Below are 25,147 nucleotides of genomic sequence, written 5' to 3'. Positions count from 1 at the left end.
GTATCCCAATCTCACTCTGGTTACTCTATCGTTCCAACCGTCTCTGATTCAGGGCTTTTCACATCTGGATCAATGGTTAATGTGTCTGCTTGGTGGATATCCTCATCATCTTCTAGATCACGCATCTCGATTTCTTGATCGTCACCAGAAAGAATCTTCACATCCATACCTAAGCTTTGAAGTTCCTTGATCAATACTTTGAAGGATTCAGGAACACCAGGCTCTGGAACATTGTCGCCTTTGACGATAGCTTCGTATGTTTTCACACGGCCGACAACATCATCGGATTTAACTGTAAGAATCTCTTGAAGAGTGTATGCAGCACCATAAGCTTCAAGCGCCCAAACCTCCATCTCACCGAAACGCTGACCGCCGAATTGAGCTTTACCGCCAAGAGGCTGCTGCGTAACAAGTGAGTATGGCCCAGTTGAACGGGCATGGAGTTTATCATCAACCATGTGCGCCAGTTTGATCATGTACATGACACCAACAGAAACGCGGTTGTCGAATGGTTCTCCTGTTCTTCCATCGTAAAGAATCGTTTTGGCATCACGAGCCATACCTGCTTCTTCGATAGTATCCCAAACATCTTCTTCCCTCGCACCGTCAAATACAGGTGTTGCTACATGGATACCAAGTTTTCTGGCAGCCATACCGAGGTGAAGCTCTAATACCTGACCGATATTCATACGTGATGGTACCCCTAATGGGTTCAACATGATATCTACAGGTGTTCCATCTGGAAGGAATGGCATATCCTCTTCCGGCAAGATACGGGAAATTACCCCTTTGTTACCGTGACGGCCGGCCATTTTATCTCCTTCATGGATTTTACGTTTTTGTACGATGTACACACGCACCAATTGATTAACGCCTGGTGGCAGTTCATCGCCGTCTTCACGTGTGAAGACTTTTACGTCGTGGACAATACCGCCGCCGCCATGTGGCACGCGAAGGGATGTATCACGAACTTCACGGGCTTTCTCGCCGAAGATTGCATGAAGCAGTCTTTCCTCGGCAGTCAGTTCTGTTACACCTTTAGGCGTTACTTTACCAACAAGAAGGTCACCGTCTTTTACTTCCGCACCAATGCGGATAATGCCGCGCTCATCGAGGTTGCGAAGAGCATCTTCCCCAACGTTCGGAATGTCGCGTGTGATTTCCTCAGGCCCTAGTTTCGTATCACGGGCTTCGGATTCATATTCTTCAATATGAATAGATGTATAGACATCGTCTTTTACAAGACGTTCACTCATAATGATGGCATCCTCATAGTTATAACCATCCCATGTCATGAAGGCAACAAGCACGTTTTGACCAAGTGCTAATTCGCCAAGTTCCATGGAAGGTCCATCTGCAAGGATTTCGCCTTTGACAACACGGTCTCCGGCTTTAACGATTGGGCGTTGATTGTAGCAAGTACCTTGGTTAGAACGGATGAATTTAAGGGTACGGTATTTATCAAGATTACCTTTAACCTCTTGGCCATCCACTTCGCTGATGCGTCTTACCCAGATTTCTCTTGCTTCAACATGTTCAACAATACCCGGATGTTTACAGATGACAGCCGCCCCGGAGTCTTTGCCGGACACGTATTCCATCCCTGTTCCGACAAGCGGTGCTTGCGGTCTGATGAGAGGGACAGCTTGACGCTGCATGTTCGCTCCCATAAGTGCACGGTTGGAGTCATCGTTTTCTAAGAACGGGATACAAGCTGTCGCCGCTGACACAACTTGTTTAGGCGATACGTCCATATAATCGACGCGATCGCGTTTAACAGCCGTGTTCTCACCACGGAAACGCGCAACAACTTCCTCATTTTGGAACGCGCGATCTTCGGTTAATGGGGCATTCGCTTGTGCTACTACATATAGATCTTCCTCGTCAGCAGTCAAGTAATCGATTTGGTCGGTTACTCTTCCTGTCGCAGGATCAACACGGCGGTATGGCGTTTCAATGAAGCCATACGGATTAACCTTCGCGAATGTAGACAAGGAGTTGATTAGCCCGATATTCGGACCCTCTGGTGTTTCGATTGGACACATACGGCCATAGTGAGAGTAGTGAACGTCACGCACTTCCATTCCGGCACGTTCCCTTGTCAAACCACCAGGTCCAAGAGCAGATAAACGGCGCTTATGCGTCAATTCAGCAAGCGGGTTTGTTTGGTCCATGAACTGAGACAATTGAGAGCTACCGAAGAACTCTTTAATGGACGCAATCACCGGACGGATATTGATGAGCTGCTGCGGTGTGATTGTATTCGTATCTTGAATAGACATTCTCTCGCGCACAACCCGTTCCATACGGGAAAGACCGATTCTGAATTGGTTTTGTAGAAGCTCGCCGACAGAACGCAGACGGCGGTTTCCTAAGTGGTCAATATCATCCGTATCGCCGACACCATGCAATAAGTTAAAGAAATAACTGATTGATGCCACGATATCTGCAGGCGTGATATTTTTCACTTTCTTCTCAACATAGGCATTGCCGATAACATTGATGACCTTCTCGCCTTCTGCATCATTCGGAGCGTAAATCTTTACGTTCTGAATAAGAACTTCTTCCTCTACCACTCCGCCTGCAGGGTTGTACGTTTTAAAGCCAATCCCGTTTTCAAGGTAAGGGATGATCTTATCAAGCGTACGGCGATCTAGAATAGCATCTTTTTCAACAAGGATTTCGCCTGTCTCTGGGTCTACCAAAGTTTCAGCTACACGCTGGTTGAATAAACGATTTTTTATATGAAGCTTTTTGTTGATTTTATAGCGTCCAACATTAGCAAGGTCATATCTCTTCGGATCGAAGAAACGTGAAACAAGCAAACTCTTCGCATTTTCAACCGTAGGCGGTTCACCTGGGCGAAGACGCTCATAAATCTCAAGTAAAGCCTTTTCTGTGCTTTCTGTATTATCTTTTTCAAGCGTATTGCGGATATATTCGTTATCACCGACTAAATCGATGATTTCTTGATCAGAGCCGAATCCAAGGGCACGCAAAAGAACCGTTACCGGCAGCTTTCTTGTACGATCGATTCTGACGTATACGACATCCTTCGCATCCGTTTCATACTCCAGCCATGCACCACGGTTCGGAATAACGGTCGCAGTGAAGCCTTGCTTACCGTTCTTATCTACTTTTCCGCTGTAGTACACGCTTGGGGAGCGCACCAATTGCGATACAATAACGCGTTCGGCACCGTTTATGATAAACGTTCCCGTTTCTGTCATGAGAGGGAAATCACCCATAAAGACATCTTGGTCTTTAACTTCACCCGTCTCTTTGTTTACAAGCCTTACTTTAACCCGTAATGGGGCGGAGTAGGTTACGTCCCTCTCCTTAGATTCTTCCACAGGGTATTTCGGATCTCCGAGACTGTAATCGATAAATTCCAGAGACAGATTTCCTGTAAAATCCTCGATAGGGGAAATGTCCTGGAACATTTCTCTTAAGCCCTCATCAAGAAACCATTGATAGGAAGAGGTTTGAATTTCAATTAAATTCGGCAATTCGAGCACTTCGCTAATACGCGCATAGCTCCGGCGTTGGCGATGTCGTCCATACTGAACAAGTTGACCTGTCAACTGATTCACCCCTCATATAAAGCGTTTATAATTAATTTATCACTCCGCCAAAAATCGACGGTTGAACAAAAAAGAAAAAGGGTTTCACACTGAAAACCACAATCTCAAAAACGCATAGTATTGGTTTATTTTTTCCATATTATCCAGAACATATACACATAAATTTATTCATACTTGAAAATGTGCAGGGTGTCCCAAATTATATATTTGCATTTTATAATATTAACATAGGCATATTGTCAAGTCAAACTTTTTTAGATTTGAGAATATAGTAGCCTTTTTTCTTCAAAATGACCTCTACATTTCCAAATACTTCTTCCATTTTCGCCATGGCACTTGGCGCACCTTGCTTCTTCTGGATGACAATCCAAAGCTCACCGCCAAGACCTAAGAATTTTTTGCTTTCCTCCAGGATTTCATGCACAACTTTCTTCCCGGCACGAATCGGAGGGTTTGAAATGACAGCCGCAAAATCCGTTTCCTTCACTTCACTGAATACAGAACTCTCATAAACCTTCACATTACGAATTCCGTTTACTTGTGCATTTTCTTTTGATAGGTCAATAGCTCTCGCATTCACGTCCACCATATGAATTGTTCTGTTCGGGTTCAGGCTTGCGATCGATAAACCAATTGGGCCATATCCGCAGCCGATATCAATCATCGGCCGGTCATCCTGCAGTTCGCATTCAAATGCCTCAATCAATAATCTTGAACCAAAATCAACCTCTCGTTTGGAAAAGACACCAGCATCCGTCTTAAAGCGATATTCCTTTCCTCTAAGCGTGAAGCTCCATTGATCCGGCTTGCTTTCGACCTCAGGATTACGGGAGTAATAATGATTCGTCATACATATCTCCTCCTAAGCAACCACATTTTCAAATTCTCTTCTTGCTTATTCCAAAACGTCAAATCATTATAGTATGCACGCCCAAGCGCGCCTTATACTCATAAAGGATAAAAAAAGCCCGCTGCAAATACAGCGAGCTTTCTGATGGCAAAGGTTAAATTACTTAACTTCTACGCCAGCGCCAACTTCTTCAAGTTTAGCTTTGATTTCTTCAGCTTCTTCTTTAGAAGCGCCTTCTTTAAGAGCTTTTGGAGTGTTGTCAACAAGTTCTTTCGCTTCTTTAAGACCAAGACCTGTGATTTCACGTACCACTTTGATAACTTTGATTTTTTGATCGCCAGCAGAAGCTAGGATTACATCAAATTCAGTTTTTTCAGCTGCAGCTTCTCCGCCAGCAGCACCAACCATAGCTACAGGAGCAGCTGCAGTTACGCCGAATTCTTCTTCAATTGCTTTTACAAGATCGTTAAGTTCTAAAACAGTCATATTTTTGACTGCTTCAATGATTTGTTCTTTAGTCATTATAAAGTTCCTCCTTAATTTTAGTAAATCATGATATACGCATTGCTTATCAAGAAGCGATTAAGCTCCTTGTTCTTCTTTTTGATCTGCCACAGCTTTTGTAGCAAGCGCCAAGTTGCGGATAGGTGCTTGAAGCACGCTGAGCAACATGGAAAGCAAACCTTCGCGAGATGGAAGTTCTGCAAGTGCTTTGACTTCTTCAACAGATGCAACGTTACCTTCGATAACACCTGCTTTGATTTCTAGAGCTTCGTGTTTTTTCGCGAAGTCATTCAAGATTTTAGCCGGAGCTACAACGTCCTCGTTACTGAATGCAATCGCATTTGGACCAGTAAGAGCTTCGTTAAGGCCAGAAAGTTCAACTTGATCTGCTGCACGGCGAGTCATGGAGTTTTTGTAAACTTTGAACTCGATGCCTGCTTCACGTAGTTGTTTACGAAGTTCTGTCACTTCTGCAACGTTTAATCCACGGTAGTCAACAACGACTGTGGAAACACTGTCTTTCAGTTTGCCAGCAATTTCGTCAACAATTTGTTTCTTTGCGTTAATCGCACTGCTCATATTAACACCTCCTGTAGAATGTTACCATTCACACCCGTAAAAAACCTCCATATCTAAACTAGACATGGAGGTACGATGATAGTCCGAACAAAATAGTTCTATTATGATCGAATACCTCGGCAGGAAATTAAGCTTATTAGCACCTGCTGTCTATGGCATAAATGTTAAGTTTTATTAATAACACCTGACAAATTATATAAAATAATCATCGGGTTGTCAAATATATTTTATCAAGCTTAGAAAGAAGATGGGTCTACTTTAACGCCAGGTCCCATAGTAGTAGTGATAGCAACATTTTTCATGTATGTGCCTTTAGCAGCTGCTGGCTTCGCTTTTTGAAGTGTTTCAAAAATAGTTGTGAAGTTTTCAACTAGCTTGCTGTCTTCGAAAGAAACTTTTCCGATTGGCACGTGAATGTTACCAGCTTTATCTACACGGTATTCAACTTTACCAGCTTTGATTTCATTGATTGCTTTTGTAACATCGAATGTAACTGTACCTGTTTTAGGGTTTGGCATTAAACCTTTTGGTCCAAGGACACGGCCTAATTTACCAACTTCACCCATCATGTCAGGAGTTGCAACGATAACATCAAAATCAAACCAACCTTGTTGGATTTTGTTGATGTAGTCAGTATCGCCAACGAAATCAGCACCTGCAGCTTCAGCTTCTTTAAGCTTTTCGCCTTTTGCAAATACTAATACGCGTTGTGTTTTACCAGTACCGTTTGGAAGAACAACCGCACCGCGGATTTGTTGGTCCGCTTTCTTAGGGTCAACCCCAAGACGGAATGCTACTTCTACAGTTGCGTCGAATTTAGCGAAGTTTGTTTTCTTAGCTAATTCTACTGCTTCTGTTACGGAATATGCTTTTGTACGATCGATAAGCTGAAGTGCTTCAGCATATTTTTTGCTTTTCTTAGCCATTATTTATTTCCTCCTAATATTGTGGTTATAACGGAATTTGACCTCCCACGAAAAAGGTTGCGAGTGTACCGTACATTCGCAACCTTCATACAACAATTAGTCTTCGATGACAATACCCATGCTGCGGGCAGTACCTTCTACCATACGCATAGCTGCTTCAACGTTTGCTGCGTTTAAGTCAGGCATTTTTGATTCAGCGATTTCACGTACTTTGTCACGTTTAACTGTTGCAACTTTATTACGGTTAGGTTCACCAGAACCAGACTCGATTCCTGCCGCTTTCTTAAGAAGAACAGCTGCTGGAGGAGTTTTCGTAATAAAAGTGAAAGAACGGTCTTCAAATACTGTGATTTCAACAGGGATGATTAGACCTGCTTGTTCTGCTGTACGAGCGTTGAACTCTTTACAGAAGCCCATGATGTTAACACCGGCTTGACCTAGTGCAGGACCAACTGGTGGAGCTGGATTAGCTTTTGCTGCAGGAATCTGCAATTTCACGATTTTAATTACTTTTTTAGCCACGAGACACACCTCCTTATCGTCCGTGATGTGGTAAATGGGCATTTTGCCCTCCCACTCAAATATACAATCATTCTTTATTCGTCCATAAAGAATATACCATTAGTTCAGGTCTCTTATTGAGACATACTGACCTTTGAAATCTTATCACTTTTTAATTTGAAAGGCAAGTTTTTCGGGATTATAATTTTTCCACCTGATCGAAATCCAATTCTACCGGCGTATCCCTGCCAAACATATTAACAAGCACCTTTAATTTACCCTTCGCTTTATCAAGCTCTTCTATCGAACCTGCAAATTCTGCAAAAGGACCTTCCTTAACCTTCACGGCATCTCCAATGAACAAATCAATTTCAATTCGTTTTTCATCCATGCCCATCCGTTTGAGGATGACAGCTGCTTCCTCTGGCATCAACGGGATTGGCTTGGAGCCTGAGCCGGTTGACCCGACGAATCCAGTTACACCCGGCGTATTACGAACAACGTACCAGGAATCGTCTGTCATAACGATCTCAACGAGAACATAACCAGGGAATACTTTTTTCTTTACGACCTTTTTCTTGCCGTTTTTGATATCAGTCTCTTCCTCTTCCGGCACAATGACACGGAAGATTTTATCTTGCATCCCCATTGATTCAACGCGTTTTTCCAAATTTGCTTTTACCTTGTTCTCGTAACCGGAATACGTATGAACAACATACCAATTTTTCTCCATTTTCTTTAGGACTTAATGTCCTTCCCTCCTTGTAAACGGTTATTTCATGGAAATAACTATTATATAAATCATCAAAACCATTTCTTAACATAGGGCGTTTTTTAGACAAATTAAAAAACCCGTCTCCGGGCTTCTTAGTAACGTTTGTTTATGCTAATTTCCATTATACCATGTTTTACTCTCTTTATTCACTATCCAAGAATAAGACGAATAAGTTCTGATAAACCTAAATCAACTACTGCAAAAAATACGGACATAATAACGACAGTTGCGATAACTGTAATCGTGTACGTTGTTAGCTCTTTTCTCTTAGGCCAGCTAACTTTTTTCATTTCACGTGATACGCCTCGGAAGAACTCTAGAATGCGTCGCATTTAATATGAAACCTCCAACCTACAGTATTCTCAGGAACCTAAACATTAGATTGTTTGTTTATGAGGTGTGTGAGTATTACAGGTTTTACAAAATTTATTCAGTTCAAGTCTGAGCGCCTTCTCCTCAGCTTGTTTGTAATTTGTAGAATAATTCCTCGAGCCACACTTCGTACAAGCAATTATAACTTTTTTATTCATAATTACACCTATATTCATGACAATTCACTAACAAATTTATCATGTAGAAAATTGTCTGTCAATAAAACTATTGACAGCCTGTTCATCAGCTTATATTTTACTATCAGACTTCTAAATATCGCTCAAGCTTACGTTTGACCCGCTGCAAAGCATTGTCAATCGACTTCACATGCCGATTCAGCTCTTCTGATATTTCCTGATAAGATTGTCCATCCAGATACAGTGAGAGAACCTTTCTTTCAAGGTCACTTAGCAGCTCGCTCATCTTAAGCTCTATATAATCAAACTCTTCCTGATTAATAAACAGCTCCTCCGGGTCCATAGCCTTCACTCCGGTTATGACATCCATCAGCGTACGGTCCGATTCCTCATCATAAATAGGCTTGTCCAAAGAAACATAGGAATTAAGCGGAATATGCTTCTGCCTTGTCGCTGTCTTAATCGCTGTGATAATCTGCCTTGTGATGCACAGCTCGGCAAATGCCTTAAAAGAAGTAAGCTTATCTTCCCTGTAGTCCCTAATGGCCTTAAATAAGCCAATCATTCCTTCTTGAACAATATCCTCTTTATCTGCACCAATCAAAAAGTACGTTCTTGCTTTAGCCCTAACAAAGTTTCTATATTTGTGGATCAAATAATCCAGGGCTTCGCTATCTCCCTTATGCACACGGTCAACCAACAATTCATCATCCAAAAGACCATAGTCGCCACTCAAGCTTACCCCGATAGAAATTGCCACATCGATCCCTCCGTAGGATACCAAAGATAGAAATATTATACAGTAAGCGTTTTTATAGCGTCAATGTCCTCACAGATTTCCTCGTCGCCATTTTTCGAATATTTCCGACACTTCTCTACTTAGCTGAATGCGCGAACTAGGGCGTTTTTCTATTTTTTCATTTAGCTTTTTGTCGATTTCTTTTTGTATATAGCCCATTTCCTGCAATAATTCTCTTGCAGATTTTCTGTACGCGCCTTGCGCGAATATTGTCCTTTGTTCCGTATAATCAGAAGTCGCGACATATACCCTTGTATTTATTTTGATTAATTCTGAAGCCAAGCGTTCAATCCGCTCATCCGCCGTCTCATTTTCTTTTGTGAAAATAACCTCAACCTTTGAATTGTTGTACTTTTTTTCTGTCCCTTGGACAAAGTAGGCGTCAAAAACAATGATGACCTGATGGCCTGAGAAACCTTGATACTCAGCCATCATGTCAATTAGCCGATCTCTAGCGGCAGCTAAGTCAAGGTCTCTCAGTCTTTTTAGGTCAGGCCAGGCGCCAATGATATTATAACCATCCACAACCAGTATGGTTTTCATGTTATTCCCCTAGAGGATGGCGCTTACGGTAAACTTCATACATAAGCAGACTTGCCGCAACACTGGCATTAAGGGAGGTTACATGACCGACCATTGGCAAATGGAAGAGGAAATCACATTTTTCTTTGATGATGCGGCTCATCCCGCGACCTTCACTTCCGATAACAATTCCAAGCGGCATGGACCCGTCCATTCTACGGTAATCCTGGCTTCCTTTTGCATCCGTTCCCGCAATCCATACACCGCGTTCTTTCAATTCCTCGATTGTCCGGGAAAGATTGGTCACACGCACGACCGGCACATGCTCAATCGCTCCAGTAGATGATTTTGCTACGGTTGCCGTTAGCCCAACCGATCTCCTCTTCGGTATGATGATACCATGTACACCAGATGCATCTGCCGTACGCAGAATCGACCCGAGATTGTGGGGATCTTCTAGCTCATCAAGCAAGAGGATAAACGGGTCCTCCTGCTTCTTTTCAGCCTTCCGGAAGATATCGTCAAGCTCTGCATATTGATAAGCGGCTACTTGGGCGATGACCCCTTGATGATTTCCTTCCACCATTTGGTCGAGCTTCTTCTTCGGTACGACCTGGATCATGACTTTATTCTCTTTTGCCACGGCAACCACTTGCTGAATCTGTCCCTTTGTCGCCCCTTCGGCAATCCAAATTTTATGAATATCCCGCTCCGAGCGCAATGCCTCAAGCACTGTGTTGCGTCCCATAATTAAATCATTGCTCATCTTTTTCACTTCCCTTCTCTGTATTGAATAGATATCCTGATAAGCTCATTCAAACGTTCCTCCTGTTTACTCCCATACAAATAGCCAAGCAGCGCTTCAAAGGCAGTCGAATAGCGATAGGTCTGAACGTCCGTATTTTTGGGAACAGTTCCCGATTTCGCATTCCTTCCCCGGCGCACAACCGCCTCCTCTTCCTCGCTCAACAGCTTCTCATCAAGCAAATAATGAAGCACCGCGCTTTGGGCTTTCGCCGATACATAATTCGTTGCTTCCTTATGAAGCTTATTAGGCTTGACCTGCCCTGAAAGCAAGAGATGATGCCGAATATGCACCTCATAGATGGCATCACCCATATAAGCCAGGGCCAAGCTTCCCAATCCTTTTACATCTAACTCCTTTAAATCAAACATTCTCTTATCCCCGTTTCCAGCGCGTGCCTTGAGGAGTGTCCTCCAAAATGATGTTCATCTCTTTTAATTGATCCCTGATTTCATCTGACCGGGCGAAGTTGCGTTCTTTTCTCGCGCGGTTGCGCTCCTCAATTAATTTTTCAACTTTTTCATCCAGCGTCTCTTCCACTTCAATCGGCATTCCAAGAACACCGAATAACACTCTGAATTCATTTAAGAAGGCTTCAATTACGTCAGCAGAAGTTACCTTCTCAAGCAAATAATGATTGCCTAGCTTAGAAAGCTCGAATAGGACGGAAATCGCGTTTGCTGTGTTAAAGTCATCATCCATCGCCTCTTCAAATGCCATATGAAGTCCCTTAATTTTCTCCACCCATTCATCGTCATTAGCAGTGATATTTGTGCTTGCGCTTTGACGATGCTTCAAGTTCTCATAAGTGGTTCTCAAACGATCGAATGATAATTTCGTCGCCTCTAGCAATTCTTCGCTATAATTAATCGGGTTGCGGTAATGGACAGAAAGGATAAAGAATCGCAAGACAATTGGGTCATGATGCTTGATGATATCGTGAACAGTAACAAAATTGCCCAATGACTTGGACATCTTCTCATTATCTATATTGATATAACCATTATGCATCCAATAGTTTGCAAACGGCTTGCCTGTTAACGCCTCTGACTGAGCGATTTCATTCTCATGGTGAGGGAATGCCAAGTCCTGACCGCCAGCATGGATATCAATGGTATCGCCTAAATACTTTTTCGCCATAGCGGAGCATTCAATATGCCAGCCAGGTCGTCCTTTGCCCCATGGGCTATCCCAGGAAATCTCCCCTTCTTTTGCCGCCTTCCATAAAGTAAAGTCAAGTGCATCCTGCTTTCTTTCATCAACCTCAATACGTGCGCCCACACGGAGCTCATCAATGGACTGGTGAGAAAGCTTGCCATATCCGTCAAACTCTCTTGTACGGAAGTAGACATCCCCGCCTGATTCATATGCCATCCCCTTATCAATCAAGGCTTGAATGAATTCAATAATCAAATCCATATTTTCCATGACCCTCGGATGAACATCTGCCTTTTGGCAGCCTAAGGCACCTACATCCTCGAAATAAGCTTGAATGAATCGGTCCGCTGTGGCTGGTACATCTTCTTGCAGCTCACGTGCAGCCCGGATTAATTTATCATCTACATCTGTAAAATTGGATACATACTTAACGTCATACCCCTTATATTTCAAGTAGTTCCGAACCGTATCAAAAACGATGGCCGGACGCGCATTTCCTATATGGATATAATTATATACAGTCGGACCGCATACATACATCTTCACTTTTCCTTCCTCTATTGGCCGGAAAAGCTCCTTTTTTCTCGTAAGCGTGTTATAAATTTGAATGCTCATGCTTTTTAAGCTCCTTTCGTAATACCGCTAATTCTAGCTTCAACTCATCAATCTGCTGCTGCATTTGCTGACATTGATCCTCGACTGGATCGGGCAAGTCACGATGATTCAAGTCCTGCTTCAGCCGAACTCCATCCTTTATGACGACCTTGCCCGGAATACCGACAACCGTTGAATTAGCCGGCACATCCTTTAAGACAACTGACCCTGCTCCAACCTTTGAATTCTCCCCAATGACAATGGAGCCGAGAACCTTCGCTCCGGTAGCAATTAACACATTATCCTCTATTGTCGGATGGCGCTTGCCGCCCTCCTTGCCGGTTCCTCCTAAGGTGACACCCTGATAGACAATGACATTATCTCCGATTTCACAAGTTTCCCCTATCACGACACCCATACCATGATCGATGAAAAAGCGCCGCCCAATCTTCGCCGCCGGATGAATCTCAATGCCTGTGAAAAAGCGGCTCATCTGGGATACAGCCCGCGCGAGAAACTTAAACCCGCGTTTATATAAGGCATGAGCGATGCGATGATTCCAAATCGCATGCAAGCCTGAATACGTTAAAATAATTTCAAACGCAGAACGCGCAGCCGGATCTTGCTCAAATATGACCTCTATATCCTCTTTCATTCGCTTCCACATGTACTTAACCCCCTTTTATATGACTACGGCATACGCCTAAAGCCACTTTGAACCTTCCCCCATCTTTTCCAAATAAAAAAGCGCCTCTGTCATCGAAGGACAGAGACGCTATTATGGCGCGGTTCCACTCTGTTTGGGCTCTTAACTGCAGAACCCCAACTTTCCTTTTTATAACGACATTGGTATGCCGCCTTCTCCTACTAATCCGCCTTTTGCGGTGTTCAAAGAAGGACTCAGGGGCGCATTCAGATTAGATGACGGTTTTAACCACTTTCAGCCAATGATGGTTATTCTCTGTCAAACCTCAAGCCTTAATCTTACTTTTCCCCGCTCAACGCTTTATCCTATTAGGTTTATCTATACTATATTATATTTTGGCTCAATTGTTAACGTAAAAGTCCCTCTAAACGCATCTTCACTTTCTCATGACCGAGAAGAGCTATCGCTTTTGGAAGGTCCGGACCATGAGCTTGCCCTGTCACCGCAACACGGATTGGCATGAACAGCTTCTTGCCCTTATGACCTGTTTCCTTCTGAACGCGCTTGATAGCAGCCTTAATCTCTGTGTCCGTAAACTCAGGCAAATTGTTTACTTCACTGAGGAATGCACTAAGAACTTCAGGAACTGTTTCATCTGCTAGTATTTCCTTCGCTTCTTCATCGTAAACAAGCTCGTCTTTAAAGAATAATCCAGAAAGCTCCACAATTTCCGCTCCGAAGCTCATTTGTTCTTGGTAAAGCTCAACAAGCTTATACACCCATTGTCGTTCTTCATCCGTCATGCTCTCAGACACAAGGCCTGATTTCACAAGATGCGGAAGAGCAAGCTCAAGGACACGTTCAGTTTCAACCTTCTTCATGTACTGGTTATTCATCCATGTAAGCTTTTGCTTATCGAACAATGCTGGAGATTTAGATAAACGATCAGCATCGAAGATAGAGATGAACTCATCTTTCGTGAAGAGCTCTTCTTCACCGCTTGGGGACCATCCAAGCAATGCAATAAAGTTAAACAGCGCCTCTGGCAAGTAGCCCAATTCCTCGTATTGTTCAATAAATTGAATAATCGATTCATCACGCTTGCTTAGTTTCTTGCGGCTTTCGTTAACGATTAATGTCATATGACCAAATACAGGCGGTTCCCAATCAAATGCCTCATAAACCATTAATTGTTTCGGTGTATTCGTAATATGATCGTCTCCACGAAGAACATGGGAGATTTCCATAAGATGATCGTCAATGGCTACTGCAAAGTTATACGTCGCGATGCCATCCTTCTTGATGATGACAAAGTCACCGATACCGTCTGACTCAAAGGAAACTTCGCCTTTAACCATATCATTGAACGTATACACTTTCCCTTTAGGAACAACGAAACGGACGCTCGGCTTTCTGCCTTCACCTTCAAGAGCTTCCTGCTGCTCTTTTGTCAAATGGCGGCATTTTCCCGAATAAGCCGGTGTTTCGCCGCGTTCCATTTGAGCGGCACGCTCCTGCTCTAATTCCTCTTCTGTACAATAGCATTTGTAAGCCATATCTCTGTCGATGAGGTCTGTATAATATTGTTTATAAATATCGAGACGTTCAGACTGACGGTAAGGGCCATAAGCTCCCTCGCGGTCAACACTTTCATCCCAGTCCATGCCGAGCCATTTTAAATATTTTAATTGACTCTCTTCGCCGCCTTCGATATTTCTCTTTTGATCTGTATCTTCAATGCGGATGATGAAGCTTCCGCCTTGGCTTCTCGCAAATAAATAATTGAATAATGCCGTTCTGGCATTACCGATATGAAGATGCCCGGTTGGACTTGGCGCATACCGAACACGAATACTGCTTGTCATTCTTTTTTCCTCCCAAAAAGATAAAGTAACTAATGTGGGTTCATTTTAACACTAATTCATAAAGGAAGAAAACCGCTCGACCTCATTCTTTTACTAAAAGGACAGCCGCCTGCGAGGCAATTCCCTCTCCTCTTCCCGGAAAACCGAGTTTTTCTGTTGTTGTCGCCTTCACATTCACCTGTTCAACAGAAGCCTCTAGCAGCCCTGCGATCACTTCTCTCATCTGATCAATGTACGGACGCATTTTCGGACGCTCGGCAATAATCGTACAATCAATATTGCCAAGCTTATAGCCTTTTTCCTTGGCAATCTTCCACACCTCTTTGAGGAGTACCTTTGAATCAGCATCCTTAAACGCCATATCCGTATCAGGGAAATGCTTGCCGATATCCCCCTCTGCCAGTGCTCCTAACACAGCATCTGCTACAGTATGTAACAAAACATCTGCATCTGAATGGCCAAGCAGCCCTTTTTCATAAGGAATCGTTATACCTCCGATGATTAATGGACGGCCTTCCACTAATTGATGTACATCAAAACCTTGCCCTATTCTAATCATGTTGGACTCCTTTATCCTTCTCCAGAATAGCCTTTGCAAAATATAAATCCTCTGGAGTTGTAATTTTGATATTATCGTAATTTCCTTCTGTGATTGCCACCGGCATACCTAGCCGCTCTAAAAGACTCGCATCATCTGTCCCAAGGAACCTCTCTTCTTCGGCTTGCCTGTGAGCATGTTTTAGCAATGACACACGAAAAGCCTGTGGGGTTTGAATAGCCCACAAGCTTGAACGCTCAATTGTTTGCGTAATAAATGCTCCGCCTGCCTGTTTAATGGTATCCTTTACCGGAACGGCGAGCACGCTTGCTCCATGAAGAGCGGCATCCTTCGTAAGCTCTGTAATCAACTCCCGTGAAATGAATGGTCTTGCTCCATCATGGACTAGGACAATCCCGGTATCTTCCGTTAGGGAATCAACTGCATTCTTTACGCTGTATTGTCTCTCGCTCCCTCCATGGATAAGCTCAATTGGAACGGGCAGTTCTAATTGCTCTATCAGCTCCCGAAAGTCATTCTCTTCAGAAGAATTCACAACAAGAAGGATTCGCAGACAGTTTTCGTCTGTGCTAAAACGGCGCAATGTATGAGATATGATGGGCTCTCCCTCAAGCTCAATCCAGAGCTTATTTCGGCCCGCCTTCATCCTCTTCCCCTGCCCAGCGGCTGGAATAATAACTTCATACTTCATTCTGATTCTACCCCTTGATTCTGCTCAAAGAGCTCTTTCTAATAATTTCGGTTTCGCGAATATCATCCGTCCAGCAGATGTCTGCAGCACCGAAGTCACGATAACGTCAATCCTCTTGCCAATATAATTCCGTCCATCCTCGACTACAATCATTGTACCATCATCTAAGTAGGCAACTCCTTGATTCTGCTCCTTGCCGTCCTTAATGACCTGGACATTCATCTCCTCGCCTGGGATGACGACCGGCTTAACAGCGTTGGCCAATTCATTGATATTCAATACTTGGACATTCTGAAATTCACATACCTTATTTAAATTGAAATCGTTTGTGACCACAATCCCATCAATCGTTTTTGCCAATTTAACAAGCTTGCTATCCACTTCAGGGATTTCCTCAAAGTCTCCCTCATACATTTCCACTTCGATTGGGAGTTCCTTTTGAATCTTGTTCAAGATATCCAAGCCTCTGCGCCCGCGAGTCCGCTTCAGTGCATCAGACGAATCTGCAATATGCTGCAGCTCTCCAAGCACAAACTGCGGAATGACAATCGGTCCCTCTAGAAAACCCGTCTTACAAATATCGGCGATACGACCGTCAATAATGACACTCGTGTCAAGAACCTTTCTCTTGACCGGAGTTTCTTCTAAGCTGTCTCCATCTCGCTCAGAGCCTTTTTTCTTCGCCTTTACAGGATTCGTAACAAGTCTCGTTAGCTCATCCCTTTTCTTAAATCCGACCTGAAATCCTAAATAGCCGCATATTAATGTCAAAAGAATTGGTGAAACGGTATTTAAGATTGGAATAGGCACGGAATTCAGCGGCAATGTAATTAAAAATGCCAGCAAAAGCCCAACTAATAAACCGAGGCTTCCAAAAATAATATCTGTTATAGGGGCAATCAATAATTGCTCCTCAATCCATTTAATAAAATGGGCAACATAGTCAACCAACCAAAAAGTAATGAGATAGAATATAATTGCACCTAAAATAGCAGAAGAGATCGGATTTGTTAAAAACTCATTATCGACATTGATTAATGGTAATAACTCCGGAAAAGTGGCCATACCTAGTGCCCCGCCTATGAATATGAAACAGATTTGCAGTATTCTTTTCAACATTCTTTTCACCTCCTATATTAATTATAAACGAGCAGTAATACCCATCATACTTATTTCCCTGGAAAAGCGAACCTGTAAACGTCTTGTAAACAGCCTGTAACATTTTCCGAATCCATGATGTTACTGATATTTTCCCGCTTATATTCTTTCATTATACCCTCTTGTATGTCAGTGATATGTCAGAAACCTCTCAATTCTCTCTTTTATAATTTATTGACACTTTTAAGATTTTTTAACCCTTGATGAATCTTCTTCGCCCGTACTTCGCCAATTCCCTCTACTTCATCTAGATTCTCAACGCTGGCCTTCATTAAACCAGGCAATGTTTCAAAGGTCTTAACAAGATTTTGGATTATGGAAAGAGGCAGCCTAGGAATCTTATGCAAGGCACGATAGCCGCATGGCGCTACTGATTGTTCAGGCGGCATAGCTCCCGGATAACCCAGCGCCTTCATCAGGGCTGTATCCTCAATGACCTCAGACTGTGACATTTCTCCTAACAGCTCAAACACCTTCTCAGGAGAGCAGGCATCTGGGTCCTGATGATAGTCTTTAAGAATATGAAGCGCTTCTTGCTCAACGCTGCTCAGCATTTCCTTCAGTTGAAGACGCAGCAACCTTCCTTCTACTCCTAACTCATTCATATAAGATAATAACTCTGTTTTAATGCGAATCACCATAATTAGGCGATTTAACACATGTGTGAGATCACCAAACGTGACAAGCTCCTCGAACTCAAGCTTCGTTAAGTTTTGGATACTTTCCTCCAGAACAGAACGATATTTTTCCAGCGTTTGCATCGCCTGATTCGCTTTCGTCAAAATGACTGACAGCTCTTTCAGCGCATAGCGGAAATTCCCTTGATACAGAGTAATGATATTGCGACGCTGTGAAATAGCAATTACAAGTGATTTTGTTTCCTTTGCAATTCGCTCAGCCGTCCGGTGACGCATACCTGTCTCCATAGAAGGAATCGTCTTGTCCGGGACCAAATGCGCATTCGCGAACATAATGGTATCAATCTTATCATTCAAGATAATGGCCCCGTCCATTTTCGCAAGCTCATACAAATAGCTTGGTGAAAACGGGCAGCCAATCTTAAACCCTCCGTCGACAAGGCCTTTCACCTTATCATTATAGCCTACAACAATCAGGCCTCCTGTATTGGCCCGCAATACATTGTCCAAGCCTTCTCTCAGCGGCGTCCCCGGGGCTACAAGCTGTATAATCTGAGATTTATCCCGTTCGACTACCTTTTTATCCATCTATTTAACCTCCTAATGCATATTTCAATGCTTCACTCACTGTACTTACACCAATAACCTCAATATCAGAAGGCGGTGTCCAGCCGCTCAAATTATTGGCTGGTATGATAATACGTTCAAATCCGAGTTTAGCCGCTTCTTTCACTCGTTGCTCTATTCGCGAAACCCTGCGAACCTCACCTGTAAGTCCTACCTCACCGACAATGCAATCCGTTGCTTTGGTCGGCACATCACGAAACCCAGAAGCAATACTGACAATAACAGCAAGGTCAACTGCTGGTTCTCCAAGCTTTACCCCTCCTGTGACCTTCAAGTAAGCATCTTGGTTTTGCAATAGCAGTCCGACTCTCTTCTCAAGAACAGCCATCAGCAAGGAAACGCGATTGTGATCAATGCCGGTTGCCATCCGCCTTGGATTTGGAAAAATTGACGGGGAAATCAATGCTTGAATCTCAACCAAAATGGGTCTTGTTCCTTCCATTGAGGCTACGACGGTAGACCCAGCCGCTCCCTGAGAGCGTTCCTCAAGGAATATTTCGGAGGGATTCATGACTTCTTCCAGTCCTTCTTCCTTCATTTCGAAAATTCCCATCTCATTGGTTGAGCCGAAACGATTCTTGACCGCCCGTAGAATGCGGAATGTGTGATGCCTTTCTCCCTCAAAATATAAAACGGTATCCACCATATGCTCCAAAAGACGCGGACCCGCTATATTGCCCTCTTTCGTCACATGACCAACAATAAAAATGGCAATGCCCTTCGTCTTCGCCAGCCTCATCAGTTCAGCTGTACATTCACGCACTTGGGATACGCTACCCGGTGCGGAGGTGACATCTGGATGGAAGACAGTTTGAATGGAGTCGATAATCACGAAATCTGGGTCGATCTCCTCAATCGATTGTTCAATCATCGACATATCAGTTTCTGAATAAACGAATAAGTGGTCAGATGTGACACCCAAGCGGACGGCACGCAGCTTTGTCTGCTTGACAGATTCTTCTCCGGATATGTATAAGACATCATAATCTTTCCTCGCTAATTGAGCTGACACTTGAAGAAGCAAGGTAGATTTTCCAATCCCTGGGTCTCCCCCTATTAGCAATAATGACCCTGGGACGATGCCGCCCCCAAGTACACGGTTTAGCTCACGTGAATCTGTCATGACTCTTGGTTCTTGCTCAGTACCAACCGTCATAATTGATACTGGTTTGGACATCGGCTGATCTGTATGGGCAAAAGCTGTCCTGCGCTGATTTTTTGAAGCTGTGATTTCAACTTCCTCTGTCATCGTATTCCAGCCGTTACACCCCGGGCATCTCCCCATCCATTTAGGAGATTCGTAGCCGCAAGACTGACAAATGAACTTCGTTTTTTTCTTTGCCATAAATGTACGTATCCTCTCTTACGGTGCAGGCAGGCTTTACCCGCTCCCTTTTTCAATTCATATACTCGTATGGAAATGTCTTCTCAATGATATGTGTTAGAAGTAAATATAGATGAGGACCCTAATTGGCTATGTGCGGATCCGTATGGTGAGATAGAAAGATTATACCCGCTTATCAAAAGCTAAAAGCACCATCCTCTAATCCATACAGGGTAGTTATTTTTCAATGAAAGGAAAGGGCACAATCCAAATACAGGAAGTGCCCTTCTTATTTTGCCTTACTTACTTGCCAGGCTCTTTTCACCAGCCTTCGCGGCGAATTCGCCATTTTCCACATCAATGATAATTCGCTTTCCTTTATCTATATTGCCTCTTAAAAGCTCTTCAGACAAGAAGTCCTCTACATGTTTTTGCAAGGCTCTTCTAAGCGGGCGAGCTCCATAATCCGGATCATAGCCCTCTTCTGCAATTTTCTCCTTGGCAGCTTCTGAAAGCTCCAATTCAATTTCCTGTTCCTTCAGGCGCTTAATTAATTGGTCTCCAAGCAGTGTTACGATTTCTTTTAAGTGTTTTTTCTCAAGAGCATGGAAGACAATAATCTCATCAATCCTGTTCAAGAACTCTGGACGGAAAGCCCGTTTGAGCTCATCCATGACTTGGCCTTTCATATCCTTGTAATCCTGGCCTTGATCCTGCATATTGAAACCAACATAGCGGTTCTTCTTAAGGCTATGAGCCCCAACGTTTGAGGTCATGATCAGAATGGTGTTTCGGAAGTCCACTGTTCGGCCTTTTGAATCTGTCAGCCTTCCATCTTCTAATACTTGCAAAAGAATGTTGAATACATCCGGATGCGCCTTCTCAATCTCATCGAGCAATACAACAGAATAAGGCTTGCGTCGGACTTTTTCCGTTAATTGACCGCCTTCCTCATAGCCGACATAACCCGGAGGCGAACCGACGAGACGGGAAGTTGAATGTTTCTCCATATATTCAGACATATCAATCCGGATCATGGCATCCTCATCTCCGAACATGGACTCAGCAAGCGCTCTTGCAAGCTCTGTTTTACCAACACCTGTAGGCCCTAAGAAGATGAATGATCCAATTGGACGCTTCGGATCCTTAAGTCCCGCTCTCGCCCTGCGGACTGCCTTCGAAATGGCTTTGACAGCCTCCTCTTGGCCAATGACACGGTTATGGAGGATTTCCTCCATATTCAATAATTTATCAGATTCCGTTTGGGCAAGCTTCGTAACCGGAATTCCTGTCCAGCTGGAGACAACATCGGCAATATCATTAACCGTAACCTCGCTGTTTTCCTTGCCCTGCTTTTCTTTCCAATTGCGCTTTGTATTCTCAAGCTCTTCGCGCAATTTTTGTTCCATATCACGTAAAGATGCAGCCTTCTCGAATTCTTGGCTTTGAACAGCGGCATCCTTTTCCTTGCGGGCTTCCTCAAGTCGCACCTCAAGCTCCTTCAAATTAGGTGGTGTAGTATAAGAGCGAAGGCGAACCTTTGACCCAGATTCATCAATTAAGTCAATCGCCTTATCCGGCAGGAATCTATCTGAAATATAGCGGTCAGAAAGCTTCACAGCTGCATCAATCGCCTCATCGGTTATGGAGACGCGGTGATGAGCCTCATAACGATCACGAAGACCTTTTAAGATTTGGATGGACTCCTCAATGGTCGGCTCATCTACTTGGATCGGCTGGAACCGGCGCTCAAGAGCTGCGTCCTTCTCGATATATTTGCGGTATTCATCAAGTGTTGTCGCACCAATACATTGCAGCTCACCGCGCGCGAGTGATGGCTTCAGGATATTTGATGCATCAATGGCACCCTCAGCTCCTCCAGCACCAATTAAGGTATGAAGCTCATCAATAAAGAGAATGACATTGCCGGCAGCGCGGATTTCATCCATAACCTTCTTGAGTCGGTCCTCAAATTCACCCCGGTACTTTGTGCCGGCAACAACCGTACCCATATCAAGCGTCATCACCCGTTTATCACGCAAGATCTCCGGCACCTCATTATTGACGATTTGTTGAGCCAATCCTTCAGCTATGGCTGTTTTACCCACACCAGGCTCCCCAATCAAAACCGGGTTATTCTTCGTGCGGCGGCTTAGCACTTCGATAACACGCTGAATTTCTTTTCCTCTCCCGATAACAGGATCAAGGCTTCCCTCTCTAGCAATGGCTGTTAAATCACGCGCAAGGCTATCGAGTGTAGGCGTGCTTGCAGCAGAGGAGGCTCCGCCTTGATTAATCCCGGATTCATTGCTGCCTAGCAATTGCAATACTTGCTGTCTTGCTTTATTGAGGCTTACACCTAAGTTATTCAGCACTCTTGCTGCAACACCTTCACCTTCTCGAATCAATCCTAGGAGAACATGCTCTGTTCCTACATAGGAATGGCCAAGTTTCCTTGCTTCATCCATGGAAAGCTCAATGACTTTTTTCGCCCGCGGTGTATAATGAATCGTTTGAACGGTTTCTGAACCCTTTCCAATGAGATTTTCTACCTCTTCCTGAATTTTCTCAGGACTTAGCCCAAGGGCATAGAGGGCCTTAGCAGCAATTCCGTCTCCCTCTCTTACCAATCCAAGCAAGATATGTTCCGTGCCGATATTATTATGACCGAGCCTGATAGCTTCTTCCTGTGCAAGTGCGAGCACCTTTTGCGCTCTTTCTGTGAATCGACCAAACATCATGATAAGTTCCTCCTATTCTTCATTTGGTTTATCTTCCAATGCTAGCCTTTCCCGAATGAGAGAAGCTCTTCGGATATCTCTTTCTTTTGGATTCAGCGGCCCTCCTGCATAGCGCTGCAAAAAACCAGGCTGCGTTACGACCATTAATTCATTTAATATATGTTTCGTTATATTAGGGATGAAGCCCAAATCAATTCCCAGGCGGACATCTGATAAACACTTCGCCGCTTCCTTAGATTCGAGGATGCGGGCATTTGATAATATTCCTAATGAGCGGAATACCCTATCTTCCAATTGTATGTTTGAAGATTGCACCAATGTGTCACGTGCAACCTTTTCCTGCATAATTATTTGTTTTACTACACTGTCCAAGTCCTCAGCGATAGTCTCTTCTGTCTTTCCAAGTGTCATTTGGTTTGAAATTTGAAAAATATTTCCGAGCGCCTCGCTGCCTTCTCCATACATGCCTCGCACGACAAGTCCAAGCTGATTAATTGCGGAGATGATTCGATCTATTTGTCTCGTCAGTACCAGCCCAGGCAAATGCAACATAACCGAAGCACGTAAGCCTGTGCCGACATTAGTTGGGCAGCTTGTCAAATAGCCAAGCTTCTCATCGAACGCATAATCAAGCTCATTTTCTAGCAAATCGTCTATACGGCTTGCCACATCCAATGCCTCCCTCAGCTGGAGACCAGGAAACAAGCATTGGATACGAATATGATCCTCCTCATTCACCATGATACTAACCTCTTCATTCTCGGTGATAAGGACTCCTCCCATCTCAAACTCCTTTGCTAGAAGCGGACTGATTAAATGCTTCTCCACAAGAACTTGCCTCTCAAGCGGCTGAAGCTCTTTGAGCCTCACCATCTCTAATGTGCCAAGTCCCGGCAAGTACTGGCCGCCAAGTCGATTTTCTACCTTTCGAAGCATCTTACCCGCTTCTTCCTCAGTAAAAACAGTTGGGAAAGAAAGATCCCTGACATTTCGCGCCAGACGGACTCTTGAACTCATTACGATATCTGATGCGGGGCCTTCTTGATTCATCCAAGGGCTAATCGCCTTGTTCATGAAGTTCTCAATTGTCATCCTTCGCTGCCTCCTTCTTGAGACTCTTCCTCAATCTCCTTCTCAAGCAGACGAATTTGATCACGGACATGGACTGCCTTTTCAAAGTCCTCTTTTTCAATCAATCCTTGCAAATCTGCCTTCAAATCATTAATCTGCTTTCTGATATGAAGGGTACCCCCAGCTCGTTTTGGGATCTTGCCCACATGATTTACATTACCTCCATGAAGCCTGCCTATTACAGGCTCCAAATAAGAAGCAAATGTTTCATAACAATGCCGGCAACCAAAACGGCCGCTATTCACGAACTCGCGATACGTCAACTGGCAATGAGGACATTTCAGCTGATCTCCCCCAAAACCAGGGTTCGCCTTCGCCGACGTCATGCCAAGTCCCATATTTAAAAGACCTGAAAGTAAATTATTGAAAGACAAATTGCCGCCATCGTGGAGCATAAAAATATCTCCCTTCTCCGCCGCACAATGCTCACAAAGATTCACTTCCGTCTTCTTCCCATTAATGACCTTCGTGAATTGAAGCGTAGCCGGCCGCTCATTACATTCCTGACAAAGCATCTCTCCACCTCATTTGCTGATCACTTACTTATATCGTAAAGTCATAAACATGGCTTTCAAAATTCTTGCTCTGAGCTCATCACGCTCAGGCAGATCATAATGCAAAACCGATCGGTCCATAACGCTCATCATGATCTTCGCTTCCCTAAGAGAGACTACTTCTTCTTCAACAAGACGGCCTATCAGCGCCTCGGAATTACTCTGTGAAATCCGATCGCCAACGAGATTGCTGATCTGTTCGATAAGATGCGCCCTATCATGAGACTGAACCCGCATAATTCGAATATATCCGCCTCCGCCACGTTTGCTTTCCACAAGATAGCCTCGTTCAATAGTAAAGCGGGTGTTAATAACATAGTTGATTTGAGAGGGGACACATTGAAACTTGTCAGCAATTTCGCTTCGCTTAATTTCGACCAATTCCTTTTCGCTCATTTCTAAAACATTCTTCAAATAACCCTCAATAATATCTGAAATATTTTTCATCGCTTGACTCCCCCTCTCGCTGCCTTGACTTTGACTATATTTGACTTTAATTATAAAAAAGTTTTCTCATTTTGACAACGAATTACTCCACACATTAATTTTATGTATATACAAATTTTTGCAGACAGACAGAAAGCCAATAATAAAATTTTACCCACATTAGCAGGATTAGAAACCTACATTCCTAACATTTCTGGGCATCTTCACAAGAAAACTAATGTTGAGATAACTATACACTTGTGTATGGGGATGCCAAATGAAGCACTCCACTTTGTCCACGCTTTATACCCCTTGCACGGCCTTTAGCAGACCTTCTCTGACGACGTCCCCTTCTTATGCCATATTAACCAAAGAGATAATCCCAGAGCATTTTATAGATAAGGTACAGTTCATTTCTGAATTTCTCTCTATGTAAATAAAACACAAAAAAACCAGCTCATATAATGAACTGGTCTCTTTGTGCCCGGCAACGTCCTACTCTCACAGGGGCGTGAGCCCCAACTACCATCGGCGCTGAAGAGCTTAACTTCCGTGTTCGGAATGGGAACGGGTGTGGCCTCTTCGCCATCATTACCGGACTTATATGGTGGAGCCTAGCGGGATCGAACCGCTGACCTCCTGCGTGCAAAGCAGGCGCTCTCCCAGCTGAGCTAAGGCCCC

Annotated in this window: 25 protein-coding genes, 1 tRNA gene, 1 rRNA gene and 2 other annotated features; all 27 genes read right to left on the bottom strand. The window is 43.8% G+C overall.

The features are described 5' to 3' along the window. Nucleotides 1–20: 20 nt before the first annotated feature. The gene (gene rpoB, locus CYL18_RS15750; protein WP_104850485.1) at nucleotides 21–3,584 is read right to left on the bottom strand and encodes a DNA-directed RNA polymerase subunit beta; all 3,564 of its coding nucleotides are present in this window, start codon (nucleotides 3,582–3,584) and stop codon (nucleotides 21–23) included. Between the two features lie 244 nt (nucleotides 3,585–3,828). Beyond that, complete coding sequence (locus CYL18_RS15745; protein WP_104850484.1) at nucleotides 3,829–4,434, bottom strand: class I SAM-dependent methyltransferase; 606 nt, start codon at nucleotides 4,432–4,434, stop codon at nucleotides 3,829–3,831. Nucleotides 4,435–4,593: 159 nt separating this feature from the next. Further along, the gene (rplL, locus tag CYL18_RS15740; RefSeq protein ID WP_049672557.1) at nucleotides 4,594–4,956 is read right to left on the bottom strand and encodes a 50S ribosomal protein L7/L12; all 363 of its coding nucleotides are present in this window, start codon (nucleotides 4,954–4,956) and stop codon (nucleotides 4,594–4,596) included. Between the two features lie 60 nt (nucleotides 4,957–5,016). Next, nucleotides 5,017–5,517, bottom strand: a complete 501-nt coding sequence (rplJ, locus tag CYL18_RS15735) for a 50S ribosomal protein L10 (RefSeq protein WP_104850483.1) — start codon at nucleotides 5,515–5,517, stop codon at nucleotides 5,017–5,019. A 29-nt stretch (nucleotides 5,518–5,546) separates the two neighbouring features. Continuing rightward, nucleotides 5,547–5,691: a sequence feature (ribosomal protein L10 leader region), on the bottom strand. Between the two features lie 62 nt (nucleotides 5,692–5,753). After that, nucleotides 5,754–6,443: a 50S ribosomal protein L1 gene (gene rplA / locus CYL18_RS15730; RefSeq protein WP_104850482.1), complete on the bottom strand. Its 690-nt coding sequence runs from the start codon at nucleotides 6,441–6,443 to the stop codon at nucleotides 5,754–5,756. A 96-nt stretch (nucleotides 6,444–6,539) separates the two neighbouring features. Further along, nucleotides 6,540–6,965 carry a 50S ribosomal protein L11 gene (rplK, locus tag CYL18_RS15725; protein ID WP_146102855.1) on the bottom strand — a complete coding sequence of 142 codons (426 nt, stop codon included), beginning with the start codon at nucleotides 6,963–6,965 and terminating at the stop codon, nucleotides 6,540–6,542. 178 nt (nucleotides 6,966–7,143) lie between these two features. Continuing rightward, nucleotides 7,144–7,677 carry a transcription termination/antitermination protein NusG gene (gene nusG / locus CYL18_RS15720; protein ID WP_104850480.1) on the bottom strand — a complete coding sequence of 178 codons (534 nt, stop codon included), beginning with the start codon at nucleotides 7,675–7,677 and terminating at the stop codon, nucleotides 7,144–7,146. Nucleotides 7,678–7,868: 191 nt separating this feature from the next. Next, a complete protein-coding gene (gene secE, locus CYL18_RS15715; protein WP_104850479.1) occupies nucleotides 7,869–8,051 on the bottom strand; it encodes a preprotein translocase subunit SecE in 183 nt (60 codons plus the stop codon). Between the two features lie 45 nt (nucleotides 8,052–8,096). Then, nucleotides 8,097–8,249, bottom strand: coding sequence for a 50S ribosomal protein L33 (rpmG, locus tag CYL18_RS15710; RefSeq protein ID WP_104850478.1), 153 nt, complete (start codon nucleotides 8,247–8,249; stop codon nucleotides 8,097–8,099). Nucleotides 8,250–8,352: 103 nt separating this feature from the next. Continuing rightward, nucleotides 8,353–8,988 carry an RNA polymerase sporulation sigma factor SigH gene (gene sigH / locus CYL18_RS15705; RefSeq protein ID WP_104850477.1) on the bottom strand — a complete coding sequence of 212 codons (636 nt, stop codon included), beginning with the start codon at nucleotides 8,986–8,988 and terminating at the stop codon, nucleotides 8,353–8,355. A gap of 69 nt (nucleotides 8,989–9,057) precedes the next feature. Further along, nucleotides 9,058–9,570 (bottom strand): NYN domain-containing protein, encoded by a 513-nt coding sequence (locus tag CYL18_RS15700; RefSeq protein ID WP_104850476.1) that lies wholly within the window; start codon nucleotides 9,568–9,570, stop codon nucleotides 9,058–9,060. A gap of 1 nt (nucleotide 9,571) precedes the next feature. After that, nucleotides 9,572–10,315 carry a 23S rRNA (guanosine(2251)-2'-O)-methyltransferase RlmB gene (gene rlmB / locus CYL18_RS15695; RefSeq protein ID WP_104850475.1) on the bottom strand — a complete coding sequence of 248 codons (744 nt, stop codon included), beginning with the start codon at nucleotides 10,313–10,315 and terminating at the stop codon, nucleotides 9,572–9,574. A gap of 5 nt (nucleotides 10,316–10,320) precedes the next feature. Continuing rightward, nucleotides 10,321–10,725, bottom strand: coding sequence for a Mini-ribonuclease 3 (locus CYL18_RS15690; RefSeq protein ID WP_104850474.1), 405 nt, complete (start codon nucleotides 10,723–10,725; stop codon nucleotides 10,321–10,323). A 4-nt stretch (nucleotides 10,726–10,729) separates the two neighbouring features. Beyond that, on the bottom strand, nucleotides 10,730–12,127 hold the full coding sequence (gene cysS, locus CYL18_RS15685; RefSeq protein WP_104850473.1) for a cysteine--tRNA ligase: 1,398 nt from the start codon (nucleotides 12,125–12,127) through the stop codon (nucleotides 10,730–10,732). Next, complete coding sequence (gene cysE, locus CYL18_RS15680) at nucleotides 12,108–12,773, bottom strand: serine O-acetyltransferase (RefSeq protein ID WP_104850472.1); 666 nt, start codon at nucleotides 12,771–12,773, stop codon at nucleotides 12,108–12,110. Before cysE ends, cysS begins: the two co-directional genes overlap by 20 nt. Before the next feature lie 98 nt (nucleotides 12,774–12,871). After that, nucleotides 12,872–13,117 (bottom strand) — a binding site (T-box leader). A gap of 42 nt (nucleotides 13,118–13,159) precedes the next feature. Further along, entirely contained in the window at nucleotides 13,160–14,617 is a 1,458-nt protein-coding gene (gltX, locus tag CYL18_RS15675; RefSeq protein ID WP_104850471.1) for a glutamate--tRNA ligase, read from the bottom strand. Nucleotides 14,618–14,699: 82 nt separating this feature from the next. After that, entirely contained in the window at nucleotides 14,700–15,176 is a 477-nt protein-coding gene (ispF, locus tag CYL18_RS15670) for a 2-C-methyl-D-erythritol 2,4-cyclodiphosphate synthase (RefSeq protein WP_104850470.1), read from the bottom strand. Then, entirely contained in the window at nucleotides 15,169–15,867 is a 699-nt protein-coding gene (gene ispD / locus CYL18_RS15665) for a 2-C-methyl-D-erythritol 4-phosphate cytidylyltransferase (RefSeq protein ID WP_104850469.1), read from the bottom strand. Before ispD ends, ispF begins: the two co-directional genes overlap by 8 nt. A 24-nt stretch (nucleotides 15,868–15,891) precedes the next feature. Beyond that, nucleotides 15,892–16,986 carry a PIN/TRAM domain-containing protein gene (locus CYL18_RS15660; RefSeq protein WP_104850468.1) on the bottom strand — a complete coding sequence of 365 codons (1,095 nt, stop codon included), beginning with the start codon at nucleotides 16,984–16,986 and terminating at the stop codon, nucleotides 15,892–15,894. Nucleotides 16,987–17,189: 203 nt separating this feature from the next. Beyond that, nucleotides 17,190–18,251 carry a DNA integrity scanning diadenylate cyclase DisA gene (gene disA, locus CYL18_RS15655; protein WP_104850467.1) on the bottom strand — a complete coding sequence of 354 codons (1,062 nt, stop codon included), beginning with the start codon at nucleotides 18,249–18,251 and terminating at the stop codon, nucleotides 17,190–17,192. A 4-nt stretch (nucleotides 18,252–18,255) separates the two neighbouring features. Further along, the gene (gene radA, locus CYL18_RS15650) at nucleotides 18,256–19,635 is read right to left on the bottom strand and encodes a DNA repair protein RadA (RefSeq protein WP_104850466.1); all 1,380 of its coding nucleotides are present in this window, start codon (nucleotides 19,633–19,635) and stop codon (nucleotides 18,256–18,258) included. A 278-nt stretch (nucleotides 19,636–19,913) separates the two neighbouring features. Continuing rightward, nucleotides 19,914–22,355: an ATP-dependent protease ATP-binding subunit ClpC gene (gene clpC / locus CYL18_RS15645; RefSeq protein WP_104850465.1), complete on the bottom strand. Its 2,442-nt coding sequence runs from the start codon at nucleotides 22,353–22,355 to the stop codon at nucleotides 19,914–19,916. 12 nt (nucleotides 22,356–22,367) lie between these two features. Further along, nucleotides 22,368–23,447: a protein arginine kinase gene (locus CYL18_RS15640; RefSeq protein ID WP_104850464.1), complete on the bottom strand. Its 1,080-nt coding sequence runs from the start codon at nucleotides 23,445–23,447 to the stop codon at nucleotides 22,368–22,370. Further along, nucleotides 23,444–24,001 carry a UvrB/UvrC motif-containing protein gene (locus tag CYL18_RS15635; protein WP_104850463.1) on the bottom strand — a complete coding sequence of 186 codons (558 nt, stop codon included), beginning with the start codon at nucleotides 23,999–24,001 and terminating at the stop codon, nucleotides 23,444–23,446. Before CYL18_RS15635 ends, CYL18_RS15640 begins: the two co-directional genes overlap by 4 nt. A gap of 24 nt (nucleotides 24,002–24,025) precedes the next feature. Continuing rightward, on the bottom strand, nucleotides 24,026–24,487 hold the full coding sequence (locus CYL18_RS15630; protein WP_104850462.1) for a CtsR family transcriptional regulator: 462 nt from the start codon (nucleotides 24,485–24,487) through the stop codon (nucleotides 24,026–24,028). A gap of 461 nt (nucleotides 24,488–24,948) precedes the next feature. Beyond that, nucleotides 24,949–25,065 (bottom strand): 5S ribosomal RNA (gene rrf, locus CYL18_RS15625). 6 nt (nucleotides 25,066–25,071) lie between these two features. Beyond that, nucleotides 25,072–25,147 (bottom strand) — tRNA-Ala (locus CYL18_RS15620).

Source organism: Pradoshia eiseniae (genome assembly GCF_002946355.1).
Classification (GTDB): Bacteria; Bacillota; Bacilli; order Bacillales; family Pradoshiaceae; genus Pradoshia; species Pradoshia eiseniae.
This window is presented reverse-complemented; position numbering and strand designations above follow the sequence as displayed.